Consider the following 14009-nt stretch of genomic DNA (forward strand, 5'->3'; position numbering starts at 1 on the left):
CTTTTTTTATTTTATTTTTCTTCAATCCTTTTTATATCACTATATTCAATTTCGTAATATTCATCATCATTACTATCATCTTTTTCTTCTTCGTTGTCTTCATCTTCAGTTACACTTTTTCTTACAAAAAATAAATACCCTATTGACAAAGCTCCAACACCCACTCTAATCAAAGTGCTTGGAACTGTATCAAAATCTAACCAAACTATTACGGCATTGAAAAAATTCAATATTGATATTATAATTAGCCAAGCATTTCTAATGTTTATCGAATACCAAAAAAACATAATTGAAGCAAACAAAAAAATTACTCTTGCCCAACCAACACTATTCAAAAGTTTAATATTACTCAATATCAAATCATTCAAATATGGAGAACTTTGCATTAAAATTCTCCCCACTCCTAATCCGATTAATCCAACTAAAAACAAAACTTCTACAATAAAAATTTCCCTTTTCTTATTTCTTTTTTTATAAATTTCAAAATATCTTATCGTATAAAAAATCATTAACCAAAAAAAGACTTCCGATACTAACAACGTACTTGTTATTTGAAATATTCTAAAATTTACATATTCTTTGAAATTTATTGTATAAAATAGTAAATTTGACAAAATAAAAAATATTGAAATTAGCATAAATAATAATCTTCTTAAAATATTCATTTTTACCTCTAATTAAATCTTCATATTAATCTTCATCAGCAACTATATCTGAAAACTTACTCAACCACTCAACATAAATTGGACTATTTTGATTTAACGCTTCAATATTAGCTTCATAATTTTCATTATCATCAAATATTTTGAAAATAATAGGTGCTAATAATTTTAATGTTGGTGTTTCAAAAAGACCATAAATATTCATATTATAAATTAATGGTTTTTGTGATTTTAATAATTGGCTTTGATTTTTTTTGATTTCATATAAAAGACTTATCAAATTTATTTTTTTCAAATCATTTTTTCTATCATTTAAAACAACATCAATCTGATCAGCTAACAATTTTTTATATTTCCAAGACTGATAATTTTTAATTTTTTTATCTTCCAACAAAAACTCGATTTTTCTCTTATATAATAACAAATTTCCCATATCTTTTTCCAGTTTTATGTATTCTTGTTTCATACAATTGAAAAACTCATTAAATTCAACAACCATATCATTTTGAATTTCATATAAATTTTCTTTAGAATAAATTTTATTTACTAATCTGATTTTTGTTTCGTTAAAGCAATCATACAAATATACTTCAATTTCATATTTTTCATTGCTTCCTGGTAATTTTAAAATATTTCCAGACAAAACATAATCTAAATTTGGATTTTGTTTTTTTATAAGATTCATATAGTCAATACTATATCTTTTATTAGGAATTACCAATTTACCTTCTTCATGCGACACAGCCACTTGATAATTTAAAACACTCTTATAATGCAAAACTTCATTTAAATATAACGGTAATGAAGACGATAATTCTTCTGACATTTCGGTTTTTTCACCAATTATTGTAAATAATAATACCAAAAGATTAGGTTTTCTTCTTTTATTATTATTTGTCAACCAATGTGGTTTATTAAACTCTCCATACCATAAAGGCAAACTTGTCGGATAAAATTTAACAGCTAATTTTTTCTCTTCTTTTCCTTGATTTTCCTCTTTAACTTTTAGTGCATAAAATCCATCTTCATATTTTTGAAATTTTTTATGATACTCTAACCAATTAAATTTAGAACAAAATCTACACAATTCCAATCCTTCTTTATATTTCCCTTTTTTCTCATAATATTTTAAAACATTCAAAGCCGTTTGAACGCCATGTTTTTCAGGATTGTAATATGGCAACACATATTGCTCAAATTCTTCATATAAATCATTCATTCCATAAATAGCTGATGCTACAGACATAACTTCAAGCGAATAATCTGATTCCCTTAAAGCCGTTGTCAAAAAGTAATTTCCTTTTTCCTTATCACCTTTTTTAAAGAAATTCACAGCTTCTGTCAATTTTGCTCGCCAATTTCCTTGAATTGATGATAATTTATCTAATTTTGATTCATACTCATAGGTGCTTCTCGCTTTAACAATATTAAAATATTTTTTGAAAGCAATTGCCGAATTAGGATTAATTTCCAATGCCTTTAAATACGCACCTTCCACTTGATTATTCTCATCTCCCAATTTTTCCAACGCTTCAGCATACCCATTAAAAAGAACCTCTGAATTTATTTTTTCAAAAAACAAACTTTTAGCATATATCTTTTTAGCTTGCTCATAATCTCCTATTTCCAAATTATATCTACCCAGAAGATTTACTCTTCTTTCAACGTTTTCATCAAGAGCATATATTCTAAGACACGCCTCTTGAACCTCTTCATACATCCCTTTCGAAAAGCAATCTAATACGATTGGATACAATCCTTCAACATTATCCCAGTTTCTCTTAATAGATGGTATTAATTTTTTTTCTTTCCATTCTTTTTTCTTCATTTTGCGTTCTTTACCAAAATCATCATAGTAAGAAATTTCTTCCAAATCTTCATCTGAAACAGGTTTAGGTCTTGTCTCTGATATCAATTCTTTAAAAATATCTTTGTTACTTTCTTCTTCTTTCTTATTATTTTTCTTAGAATCTGATGATTTAAAAAGATGTTCAAAGATTCCCATATGTCCTCCTAACCAATTTTAATTTTTCTTTTTGTTACAGTATATCACAATTTTTAAATATTTGGTATACTTAATAAATAAAAGTTTCTAAAAAAATTTAAATTATAATAAATTTAAACACATTACAAATTAATTTATAATAAAAAAAATACCTCTGAACTCCATAAAACAAATGTCTTTAAGTTCTTTGGTATAATTTTTATATTTATAACTATAGTTAAGATATTTAATTATCCTATTGTTTCTTCATCATAGTCTATCTTTTCTAAATCCATATATTCCACATTCAAGAAAATTAATGTTAATAACATCGTATAAAAAATCAATATCAACGAATTTAAAATAGAATTTACAGATATAACTGCATAATTGAATATTAATAAATTTCCTGAAATTACTCTTAAAATATTGAAAGGTATATTTACTAATGTTGCAAAAATACATACTATTACACTTGGAATAATTATTCTAAGACGATTTCCTTTACACAAATGAACATTGTATGTCACAGCATCAAAAATCTTAACATCTCGAATATAGTACAAACTGTTAAAATATAAAAGATGCAAAGCAATAAAAACTACTCCTCCTACATATAAAATAATCGCTAACTGTATAGAAATACGAGCTACTATTGTAACAATTACAGCTGCAACTACTATTAATACAAAGATAGCCAAAACACATTTAATTATTTTCAAAAACAATTCTTTGTAACTAACTTCTGCACTAATTCCCTCAATATCTACAACCATCCTATTTTGAATTTTTTTAATTAATAATGTGGTTGGCAAATAAAATATTAAAAATGCTAATAATACACATAAAAATAAAGTTTCAGTTTTTATTCCATCTAAATTAATAAATCTTGCAGATAAATTTGAAATAATCGAAATTAAAATATACGCTATTACAAGTCCTTTATTCTCCCTTAAAAATTTACTAAAAAAACTAAAACTCTTATCAAAATATTCCATCAATGAAAAATTATTACGTAGACTATCTTTCAAATCTTCTGTTCCCATTCTTTCACATCCTCTCTATCGTTTTTATGTGATAATTATATCATATATTTCTGTATCTTTCATCAAAAAATTAAAATTATAAGAAATATTTCTCTTAATCTGAAAATACAGTAAAAAATTAATAATAAAAATTTATTAAATTAAGCTTCAAATTTCAAAGATAATTATAATAAAAAAATGGTATAATCATCTTAGGAGGTTATAAAAATATGTTAAATAAATTAAAAAAATCCCTAATAATTTTATTATCATGTATAGCAATAAATTATTCTATAACAGCTGCTGAATTGCAAGCAAGAGCAAAATCTTCAAGCCAATATTTTATGGATTCTTCAAGAATTTTAAGTTCTTACTATGCAACATCAGCAACAGTTTCTTTGAATAGTGGATTTGCTGTAGATAAAAATACTGGTGCACAATTTACTGGAACTTATGTTGAATTTAATGAAGTTGGAAATCCACAAGTAATTAGAAATTACAAAAATGGTTCACCTGATGGAAAATGGTACTTTTTTAATGAATCAAGAGGATTAATTAGAGTTACTAATTATTCAAACGGTGTTAAAGATGGTGAAGAAATCGAATTTAACGATAATGGTATTTCAAAATCAATTAAACAATATCAAAATGGTCTTTTGAATGGTGCTTCATACGATTTTGATGCTACTGGAAGACTTACTTCGTCTATAACTTATGTTAATAATGCCAAGACAGGAAAAGAACTTAAATATCAAAATGGCGTAGTTTCTGAAGAAAGAAATTACCAAAATGGTTCTTTAAATGGGGAAATGAAAGCATATTATCCGAGTGGTCAAGTTAGTACAGAAGGAAATTATGCTTATAACTTAAGAAATGGTCAATGGACTTGGAAATATCCTAGTGGTGCAGTTAAACTTAAAGAAAATTATGTTAACGGTATAATAAATGGTACTGTTGTTGGATATTATCAAAATGGTTCAAAAGAAAGAGAAATGAGCCTTTCTAATGGAAATGGTGATTTCACTCAATATTACGAAAATGGAAAAGTTAAAGTTAAAGGGTCAATTAGAAATAATAGAGCATATGGAAATTGGACTTTCTATAGTCAAGATGGTTACGTAACATCTACCCAAAGTTTCTATTAAAAAAATTTTTTATTAATTTTTATTAATAAGGAGGAAAGTTTATGAAAAAATTAGTTTTTATTCTTATAATGTTCGTAAGTATTTTTAGTTTTGCAGAAATGAAAGACGGTGTTTATTCTGCTGAAAAAAATTACGATTCTGAATGGAAATCAATTGTAAAAATTACTGTAAAAAGAGATAAAATCATTGGTGCACAATTTGATAGACAAAATAAAAGTGGACAGTCATTATCTTTAAACAAGGACGATTTTAGAGATTCTGCTTTAAACTCTTCAAGAGAATTAGTAAGCTCTCAAAATGTAAATGATGTAATTCCTGAATTTAGAGAAATTGTTAAATTTTTAATTCAAAAAGCAAATAATGGTGAAACTGGAAATCACAAAATGTAATAAAATATATTTTCAATAAAATTTTTAAAAAAATACTGATAAATAAAAAATATGTACCTAAAACTTATTCTAAAAGTTAAAAGTACATATTTTTTGTTTGCAATAATTAAATCATTTTACTTAGTTCCCTTCAATTTTCTTAATAATCATTATTCTCGTCACTTTATACAAAAACAATATTATTAATATTGGTAAAATAATAGTCGTTAACAACATAATCCCAATTATTAAAGGTGTATTTTCTGATAAACTTTTTGAAACACTTACAATTTCTTTATTAAAATCTTCTACTTTTTCTTTCGTGCTAGTTATTTGTCCTGGAACATCAAATATACTTTTCGATTGCTCAAAAGTAAACAATCTATCTTTCACTTCATTCAATTTATCCAAACTTTTATCCAATTTTTCAATCGCTGGTTTCTTATATTCTTCCTCAAAATATCTTGAAATATATGAATTTATAAGCAATGAACCTGGTAAGACTAAATAAATAAACACCAATATAAAAAATGAATATTTAGATATTGACTTAAAAATAGATGTTACTTTATTTTTAATAAACGTATATGGCAACAAACTTACTAGCGATATAAATATTAATAAATTAGCTATTTTTACTTTAAATATCTCAAAATATAACGATTCTAATTTCAAAATCACTGTACTTGCTAAACTGATTTTCCATAAAATATTAATAATATCATAAATCGGTTGTACAATATCTCCAACTTCAATTTCCATTCCTAAAATCATACTTACATTAACAGTACTTCCTTCAATAACGTCTGTCGTTCCCTTTATTAATGATAAAACTAAAAATAATTTCTTTGATTCATCATAAGTTTTATCCAAATATGGCTTCGTCAAATTTTTTAATAAATTAAAAATTGTGTTCTCAAAAATTACGTTCATTACTCCAAAAATACAAAATATTATTCCTAAAATAATTAATACTTTTAATATGATTCCTTTATTATTTTCAATCCATTGATTCACACCATTCATTTAATTAATACCTCCTTTATTTACAACAAAAATACAATCTTTTACAAATAAAGATTCAATAACTATTCTAGCAAAATTACAAAATAAAAATTTTATTCCATATTCAATAATTTTCTTATAACATAAGCTGAAATCACAAATCCAGCTGTTCCTGGAACAAATGCATTACTTCCAGGAGTAATTTTTCTTGGTATGTCATTATTCTCTCTAAATTCTGTTGGCAACTCATATTTAAATATATCTGATTTATCAGGCACTAGATTTGGCTCTTTCGAAAATGCGACTGTCAATCCACTCAATCCTTTTTTCTTCAAAATTCTTCTCACCATTCTAGCCATCGGACAAACTGAAGTTTTTTCAATTTTTGCAATTTCAATCATTTCAGGTCTCATTTTATTCCCAAATCCCATCGAAGAAATTATTGGAATCTTATTTTCCAAACAATACTCAATTAAATTAATTTTACTCGAAATAACATCAATTGCATCAATAACAAAATCATATTTTTCAGCATTTAACACTTCACTAACATTGTCAATTACCATTTCTTTAATTAATTTTACATTACATTCAGGATTTATATCCAAAACTCTGTCTTTCATCACTTCAATTTTAGACTGCCCTATCGTGCTATGCAACGAGTGTAATTGTCTATTTATATTTGACTCAGAAATCTCATCAAAATCGACCATTGTAATATTTCCCACTCCCGAACGAGCAAATGATTCAACAATATACGATCCAACTCCTCCTATCCCAAAAACTATCACATTAGAATTTTTTAAAATTTCTATCCCATCATCACCAACTAACATCGAAAATCTTGCAAAAGTTTGATTCATCACTTAATCCCATACGACAAACAATATAATCAATAAATTTATTAATGTCGTGTTCTCCTTTCTTTTAAATTTTTATTCTTCTTAAAATTACTTTTTTTTACTAAAATTATAATATATCCATTACTACAATATCGTTATTTTACCATAATTTTTTTATTATTTCACCTATTTTTTTATTTTTTTTCAAATTTTTAAATTATAAAATTTTGAAATATTTGAAATATAATAATTTTTTGTCTTCTATATATCATTAAAATTATTGTATTGTAAAAAAAATTGATATATTATTTGGTATAATTTTTGTTAAATGCAGAAAACTTGGAAGAAGTTAAGAAAATAATTTTAGAAGATATATTTAGATATAATCTATGTGATCTATGATTTTAGGATAATAATTCAAAATTGCTAAAAATATTTTATAATATTGATATATATTGATATTTTATGTTTTATTTAAATTTTTTATATTCTTAAAGTCCGATAATATACATAGTTATTTATTTAAGTTTGTTTTTAAAATCTATGTGCTCTTAAGCATATATTTTTATAATTTAAAATCGTATAACTCAACTTACCACCTATCATTCACCAATTATCTTAATAAAAATCTATACTCTAAAATATTGAAAAAAAGAGAAAATAATTATTGAAAAAATCCTCCATATATATTATAATTTCATAGATAAATTATATATCGAATTTAGAAAAGGAGAAATGAAATATGTTTGCAAATACTATGAAAACAGGGTTACTTATGTTTGGATTAGTTGCACTTTTTACTGCTATTGGTGGACTTTTGGGAAATCAAACTGGAGCTTTAATTGGTCTTCTTATTGCTGGTGGGATGAGTTTTTACAGTTATTGGTTCAGTGATACTGCTACAATAAAAGCGTACAATGGCATAGAGGTAACGGCAGCCAGTAATCCTCGATTATACGGTATTGTTCAAAGATTAGCTCAAAGAGCAAATCTACCAATGCCAAAGGTTTATATCATTCCAGAAAGACAGCCAAATGCTTTTGCTACAGGGAGAAATCCTCAACATTCTGCAGTTGCATGTACTGCTGGTTTACTTGAAATAATGGATGATAATGAATTGGCAGGTGTTTTAGGTCACGAATTAGGTCATATCCAGCATAGAGATATCCTAATTAGTACAATTGCTGCAACTTTTGCTGGAGCAATTGCTAACATTGCTAGATTCTTACCGTATGCTTCAAATAATAATTCTAGAGATAGGAAAAATAATAATATTGCTCTAGCAATTCTATTATCAACTTTAGCGCCTATTGCAGCTTCTATCATTCAAATGACAATTTCTCGTAGAAGAGAATTTATGGCAGACAGAGCAGGTGCAGAATTTTCTGGAAATCCATTATATTTGAGAAATGCTTTATACAAATTAGAAGATTATAGTAGAAATGTTACGATGAGCAGACAGCATCAAAATCCAGCTTATTCTCATATGTTTATTGTAAATCCTTTAGCAGGACTTAGTAAATTTCAAGATTTATTTAGAACGCATCCAACTACTGAAGATAGAATAAGAGAATTAGAAAAAATGGCTAGACAAGAAAATCTTCTATAATTTTTAAAAATAAAAAATTAGAAATAAAAAAAGATTATCCCAATATTTTTGAGATAATCTTTTTATTTTTGTTTATATTTAGTATCATCAACCTATTTTGCATCTTCGTATCTTTTAGCTACTGCATTCCAATCAATTACATTGAAGAAAGCTGTTATATATTCAGGTCTTCTGTTTTGGTAATGTAAGTAGTAAGCGTGTTCCCAAACATCTATTCCTAAAATTGGTGTTCCTTCTGAACATCCGCAAGGAGTTGCTCCTGGCATTAAAGGATTATCTTGGTTAGCAGTTGATGTAACTTTTAATTCTCCTTTTTTATTAACAACAAGCCAAGCCCATCCTGATCCAAATCTAGTTGCTGCTGCTTTTGAAAATTCTGTTTTAAATTCTTCAAAACTTCCAAATTTTTCATTAATTTTTTCAGCTAATTCTCCTGTTGGTTCTCCACCACCATTTGGTCCCATTACTGTGAAGTATAAGTTATGGTTATAGAATCCTCCACCGTTGTTTCTTACTGCACCTCTAATTGCTTCTGGTAAAGCATCTAAATTTGAAAGAATTTCTTCAATTGATTTTTCTAAAAATTCAGGCGCATTATTTTTTAATGTGTCATTCAAATTATTTGTGTATGCTGCATGGTGTTTTCCATAATGAATTTCCATTGTTTTTGTATCGATATTTGGTTCCAAAGCATCAAAGGCATATGGTAATTTTACTTGTTCAAACATTTATATCACTCCTTAAAATTTATATTTAATATTTTTACTCTACAATTATTTTAACATACAAATATCATAAAATCAATACTTTTTTTAAATTTTTATTTTTTTGTTATTATTTCAATTTTGAATTTCTTAAGGTATAAAAAAATAATCTCCCACTTAACTTATCATAAGTCGGAGAAATTTTCGTTACGTTAAATTTTTTATAATTAACGGTAGTTATTTTTATTAACGGTAGTTATTTTTTTGCTTTTAATATTATTATTTATTTCGCTTTTCTTTATCTAAACTCAATACTTTTTAGATTATAAGCCACGTTCTTCATTACTCTTTTACAATGTAACCAACACTTCTAACAGTTTTTATTATTTTTTTCGAAAAACCTTTATCTATTTTTGCTCTCAAAAAATTAATGTACACATCTACAATGTTACTAGCTGTCACAAAATCAATATCCCAAATTTTTTCAGAAATCATCGATCTTGTCAATACTCTATTTTTATTTCTTAAGAAATATTCTAGTAATAGAAATTCTTTATTTGTTAATTCTATTTCATTTCCTGCTCTTCTAACTTCCCTATTCAATGGATTTAAAGTCAAATCGTAAACTGTCAATAATCCCATATCATCTTCTGTCAATCTTTTATTTAGAACTCTTATTATAGCTCTAACTTTTGCTGAAAGTTCTTCCAAATTGAAATCATTATAAATATAATCGTCAATTCCCTTTAACAAAGCTTCTGTCTTAGAAAATCTATCAGTTTCTTCAATTGCTATCAAGAAATAGCTACGTTTCTTATATTTTAAGATATTATCAATTGATTTTCTAAAATCTTCCATTGATTCTATATCTAATAAAGCGATGTCTAAAGATTCTGTTTTCAAATATTCAAGCAAAGATTTTTCTGTATCTGCTAATAATACATTAAATCCCAACTCTTTTAATAATCTTCCTACTACTGCTCTTGCTTTTTCATTTTTGTTATAAACTAACATCTTCATTATTCTCAAAATCCTTTCGTTATAAATTTGTTCTACTTTTCTAATTCCGATAATATTTCTGTAATAATATTATTCAGATTCCTTGATGCTACTGAATCATTTGAGATAAAAGGTGTTCCATTATCGCAAGATTCTACTACATTTGAATCTAATGGAACAGAACCTAAAAATTTTGTTCCTGTATCCTCTGCCATTTTCTTGGCACCACCTTTTTTAAATATGTTAACTTCTTTATGGCAACCATCACAAATAAAACCACTCATATTCTCAATAATCCCTAATACTTTTAAATTAATCAATTTAGCAAATTTAACACTTCTCTTTGAATCAAGTAAAGAAACATTTTGAGGTGTCGTTACTATTATTGATTTTGCATTAGGACCTATATTTTGTGCAATTGTCAGTGTTTCGTCTCCAGTTCCTGGGGGCAAATCAACTATTAAAAAGTCTATATCATCCCACTCTATTCCTTCAAGTAATTCCATTATCGCTCCCATTTTTTGTGGACCTCTCCAAATTACAGGATCATCATCAGGTATAAAAAAACTTAATGAAGAAATAGATAAATTTTCAGTTATTTTCAAAGGTTCCGAAATCTTTGACAACTTAATCCCTTCTTTTCCAAACATGATTGGAATATTTGGGCCATGTAAATCCGCATCTAAAATTCCCACTTTATAACCTCTTTGTGATAATCCATAAGCTATGTTAGAAGACATAGTCGATTTTCCAACACCGCCTTTACCACTAACTATAGCTATCCTATGTTTTATCTTAAACATTTTTTCAAGAATCTTTTGTTTTCTTTCTTGCATTTCTTCAGTCATCCTATCTACCTCCTTCATTTAAAATTTAAAAAATTCGTTTACGAACTTTTTATACATTCTACATCTAAATTAAAACATAATTTAAAACAAAAAACAAGTCTTTTTTTTATTTTTACTATAAAAATTTTATTGTAATTTATAATTTTATCTATTCTTTATCGAATTTTTCTATACAACTTATTTTTGATTATGTTTTTTATTGCTTTTTTTTATCTTTTTTTAATATTGAAAATATTTATTTTAACTATAATTTTAAAAATCAAATGTTATATAACTAATGTTATTTATAATATTTGTTTAGAAAAAATTTATATAAAATTTATGTTTCAAGTAATTTTAAAAAATTAAAAATTTTTCTAAAAAAACTTTTCTTATTATCTTAAAATTTACTTTATTTACAAAAAAATCTAAAAAAACTTGAAAATTATTTGACTTAATCTATTTTTATTTGTATAATGGAGAAAAGATATAGAAAATTTAGGAGGATTTAATAATGAAAATTGTAGTTTTTGATGCAAAACCTTATGACATTGAATTTTTTGAGAAATGGAATAAAATTTATGGTGCACAGATCACATATTTTGAAGAAAAATTAAGTTTGAAAAATGTAATGCTTACTAAATATCAAGATGTTGTTTGTACATTCGTAAATGATGACTTAAATGAAAAAGTAATCAACATTTTATCTAAAAATGGAGTAAGAGCTATCGCAGTTAGAGCTGCTGGTTATAACAATATTGATATGAAAGCTGCTCGTGAAAATAGAGTAACTGTATTCAGAGTACCTGCTTACTCTCCATTTGCCGTTGCTGAACATGCTTTAGCTTTATTAATGACTGTTAACAGAAAAACACATAAAGCATACAATAGAACAAGAGAAGGAAACTTCAGTTTAGCTGGATTAACTGGAATGGACTTACACGGAAAAACTGCTGGAATTATTGGAACAGGAAAAATCGCAAGAATTTTCATTAAAATCTTAAACGGATTAGGAATGAAAGTTATTGCTTATGATAAATTCCCTAACGAACAAGCTGCAAAAGAAGAAAACTTTACTTATATGACAAAAGATGAAGTTTTTGCTAATGCAGATGTAATTTCATTACACTGTCCATTGTTCCCTGAAACAAGACATACAATTAATGAAGAAAGCATCGCAAAAATGAAAGACGGTGTTATTATCATTAACTCAGCTAGAGGTGGATTAGTAGATACTGAAGCTTTAATTAATGGATTAAAAGACAAAAAAATTGGTGGAGCTGGACTTGACGTTTACGAAAATGAAAGAGATTACTTCTTTGAAGATGAATCAGCTAGCGTATTAGAAGATGATACATTAGCAAGATTATTATCTTTCAATAATGTTGTATTAACTTCTCACCAAGCATTCTTAACTAATGAAGCATTAAATAATATTGTTGAAACTACTTTCAATAATATTTTATCTTTCGCTAAAAAAGAAGTTCTTCAAAACGAAATTTGGTATGATGAAGAAAATAATAAAGTTGTGGAAGGTCCAAGAAATAAATAATTTTTGATTATTAAAACAGCTTAAATGCTAAAAAAGAGGGCGTGTTTTTCATATTTAGAATAGAAGTTCTATCAAATGAAAAATTAAAAGCGCCTTCTTTTGTAATATTATAAAAAATAAAAATAAAGGAAATGATATGGATTTATTTGAAATAAAAAAAAGTATAGAACAAATTGATGCTGAAATTCATGAAATTAGGGGGCATCTTTGACATTGAGGCTATTAATAAAAAAATTGAAGAGTTGGAGCAAAAGACGTTTGAGACTAATTTCTGGAATACTGAGAATAGCCAAGAAATATTGAAAAATATTAGTGTTAATAAAAAAATGATTGAAGAATATGAAGAATTGAATTCTGCTCTTGATGATTTGAATACGATGGTTGAATTTATTGAAATGGGAGATGATTCTTTTGAATCTGAAATTGGAGAAAAACTTCATGAAGTAGAAAATAAAATTCAAGATTTTAAAATAAAATTGTTATTAGATGAAAAATACGATTCTAACAATGCAATCTTAACTATAAATTCTGGGGCTGGAGGAACTGAAGCTTGTGACTGGGCTGAAATGCTTTACAGATTATATGACCGTTGGGCAAATAAACATGATTTTAAAGTAGAAATTTTAGATAGTTTGGCTGGTGAAGAAGCTGGTCTTAAAAGTATTACTCTTAATATTAAGGGAAATTATGCATATGGGTACTTAAAAGGGGAAAAAGGGGTTCATAGACTTGTTAGAATTTCTCCATTTGACTCGAATGCAAGAAGACACACTTCTTTTGCAGCAATTAATGTTATTCCTGAGATTGAAGATGATGTTGAAGTTAATATTAAGCCTGATGAATTAAAAATTGATACATATCGTGCAAGTGGAGCTGGTGGACAACATGTAAATACAACTGATTCAGCAGTTAGAATTACGCATTTACCTACAAATACAGTTGTTACTTGCCAAAATGAGCGTTCTCAATTGAAAAATCGTGAAACTGCTATGAAAATATTGAAGGCTAGACTTTTTGAATTAGAAATGGAAAAGAGAGCGAAAGAAATGGAAAATCTAAAAGGTGTAGACTCTAAAATCGAATGGGGAAGCCAAATTAGATCATATGTTTTTCAGCCTTATAAAATGGTTAAAGACCATAGAACGAAAGCTGAAGAAGGTAATGTAGATAAAGTTATGGATGGAGATATCGACTTATTTATAAATGAATATTTGAAATATTATAAAAGTTAATTTTTGTTTATAGAGAATGTCCATAATTTTTTGTAAACTAATAGATAAATCCAGT

13 protein-coding genes are annotated in these 14009 nt (G+C 26.3%); 5 read left to right on the forward strand and 8 right to left on the reverse strand.

The window, feature by feature from the left end; translation table 11 throughout:
• Positions 1–11: 11 nt before the first annotated feature.
• From J4863_RS04760 to J4863_RS04770, 3 genes are all read right to left on the reverse strand, one after another.
• Positions 12–665, reverse strand: a complete 654-nt coding sequence (locus J4863_RS04760; RefSeq protein ID WP_211617623.1) for a hypothetical protein — start codon at positions 663–665, stop codon at positions 12–14.
• Between the two features lie 25 nt (positions 666–690).
• On the reverse strand, positions 691–2667 hold the full coding sequence (locus J4863_RS04765) for a hypothetical protein (protein ID WP_211617625.1): 1977 nt from the start codon (positions 2665–2667) through the stop codon (positions 691–693).
• 230 nt (positions 2668–2897) lie between these two features.
• Positions 2898–3692 (reverse strand): hypothetical protein, encoded by a 795-nt coding sequence (locus J4863_RS04770; protein ID WP_211617627.1) that lies wholly within the window; start codon positions 3690–3692, stop codon positions 2898–2900.
• Positions 3693–3901: 209 nt separating this feature from the next.
• On the opposite strand from J4863_RS04770, the gene J4863_RS04775 reads away from it, so the two are divergent.
• Positions 3902–4816, forward strand: a complete 915-nt coding sequence (locus J4863_RS04775; RefSeq protein WP_211617629.1) for a toxin-antitoxin system YwqK family antitoxin — start codon at positions 3902–3904, stop codon at positions 4814–4816.
• 41 nt (positions 4817–4857) lie between these two features.
• Positions 4858–5205, forward strand: coding sequence for a pheromone cAD1 o protein (locus J4863_RS04780; RefSeq protein WP_211617630.1), 348 nt, complete (start codon positions 4858–4860; stop codon positions 5203–5205).
• A 120-nt stretch (positions 5206–5325) separates the two neighbouring features.
• Here the strand turns inward: J4863_RS04780 and J4863_RS04785 are convergent, their stop codons facing one another.
• The gene (locus J4863_RS04785; RefSeq protein WP_249111469.1) at positions 5326–6210 is read right to left on the reverse strand and encodes a hypothetical protein; all 885 of its coding nucleotides are present in this window, start codon (positions 6208–6210) and stop codon (positions 5326–5328) included.
• A gap of 92 nt (positions 6211–6302) precedes the next feature.
• Positions 6303–7052 carry a ThiF family adenylyltransferase gene (locus J4863_RS04790; protein WP_211617632.1) on the reverse strand — a complete coding sequence of 250 codons (750 nt, stop codon included), beginning with the start codon at positions 7050–7052 and terminating at the stop codon, positions 6303–6305.
• 721 nt (positions 7053–7773) lie between these two features.
• On the opposite strand from J4863_RS04790, the gene htpX reads away from it, so the two are divergent.
• Complete coding sequence (gene htpX, locus J4863_RS04795; protein ID WP_211617634.1) at positions 7774–8640, forward strand: zinc metalloprotease HtpX; 867 nt, start codon at positions 7774–7776, stop codon at positions 8638–8640.
• 92 nt (positions 8641–8732) lie between these two features.
• On the opposite strand, the gene J4863_RS04800 is transcribed toward htpX, so the two are convergent.
• From J4863_RS04800 to J4863_RS04810, 3 genes are all read right to left on the reverse strand, one after another.
• Complete coding sequence (locus J4863_RS04800) at positions 8733–9368, reverse strand: superoxide dismutase (protein ID WP_211617636.1); 636 nt, start codon at positions 9366–9368, stop codon at positions 8733–8735.
• 318 nt (positions 9369–9686) lie between these two features.
• On the reverse strand, positions 9687–10364 hold the full coding sequence (locus tag J4863_RS04805; RefSeq protein ID WP_211617638.1) for a response regulator transcription factor: 678 nt from the start codon (positions 10362–10364) through the stop codon (positions 9687–9689).
• Positions 10365–10396: 32 nt separating this feature from the next.
• Positions 10397–11191 carry an Mrp/NBP35 family ATP-binding protein gene (locus J4863_RS04810; protein ID WP_211617639.1) on the reverse strand — a complete coding sequence of 265 codons (795 nt, stop codon included), beginning with the start codon at positions 11189–11191 and terminating at the stop codon, positions 10397–10399.
• Between the two features lie 493 nt (positions 11192–11684).
• Here J4863_RS04810 and J4863_RS04815 point away from each other — a divergent pair, with 493 nt between their 5' ends.
• Complete coding sequence (locus J4863_RS04815) at positions 11685–12722, forward strand: 2-hydroxyacid dehydrogenase (RefSeq protein ID WP_211617641.1); 1038 nt, start codon at positions 11685–11687, stop codon at positions 12720–12722.
• A gap of 136 nt (positions 12723–12858) precedes the next feature.
• A protein-coding gene (prfB, locus tag J4863_RS04820) for a peptide chain release factor 2 (protein ID WP_211617643.1) occupies positions 12859–13954 on the forward strand; the annotation gives its coding sequence in 2 pieces (ribosomal slippage) (positions 12859–12930 and positions 12932–13954; 1095 coding nt in all).
• Positions 13955–14009: the final 55 nt, after the last annotated feature.

The sequence above is a fragment of the Leptotrichia sp. oral taxon 221 genome, from assembly GCF_018128245.1.
Taxonomy (GTDB): domain Bacteria; phylum Fusobacteriota; class Fusobacteriia; order Fusobacteriales; family Leptotrichiaceae; genus JABCPH02.

Bases quoted from the DNA above. Each gene is read 5' to 3' on its own strand.
- J4863_RS04780 (WP_211617630.1), top strand. From the start codon at position 4,858: ATGAAAAAATTAGTTTTTATTCTTATAATGTTCGTAAGTATTTTTAGT.
- J4863_RS04800 (WP_211617636.1), bottom strand. From the start codon at position 9,368: ATGTTTGAACAAGTAAAATTACCATATGCCTTTGATGCTTTGGAACCA.
- J4863_RS04815 (WP_211617641.1), top strand. From the start codon at position 11,685: ATGAAAATTGTAGTTTTTGATGCAAAACCTTATGACATTGAATTTTTT.
- J4863_RS04805 (WP_211617638.1), bottom strand. From the start codon at position 10,364: ATGAAGATGTTAGTTTATAACAAAAATGAAAAAGCAAGAGCAGTAGTA.
- J4863_RS04785 (WP_249111469.1), bottom strand. From the start codon at position 6,210: ATGAATGGTGTGAATCAATGGATTGAAAATAATAAAGGAATCATATTA.
- J4863_RS04775 (WP_211617629.1), top strand. From the start codon at position 3,902: ATGTTAAATAAATTAAAAAAATCCCTAATAATTTTATTATCATGTATA.
- htpX (WP_211617634.1), top strand. From the start codon at position 7,774: ATGTTTGCAAATACTATGAAAACAGGGTTACTTATGTTTGGATTAGTT.
- J4863_RS04770 (WP_211617627.1), bottom strand. From the start codon at position 3,692: ATGGGAACAGAAGATTTGAAAGATAGTCTACGTAATAATTTTTCATTG.
- J4863_RS04765 (WP_211617625.1), bottom strand. From the start codon at position 2,667: ATGGGAATCTTTGAACATCTTTTTAAATCATCAGATTCTAAGAAAAAT.
- J4863_RS04790 (WP_211617632.1), bottom strand. From the start codon at position 7,052: ATGAATCAAACTTTTGCAAGATTTTCGATGTTAGTTGGTGATGATGGG.
- J4863_RS04760 (WP_211617623.1), bottom strand. From the start codon at position 665: ATGAATATTTTAAGAAGATTATTATTTATGCTAATTTCAATATTTTTT.
- J4863_RS04810 (WP_211617639.1), bottom strand. From the start codon at position 11,191: ATGACTGAAGAAATGCAAGAAAGAAAACAAAAGATTCTTGAAAAAATG.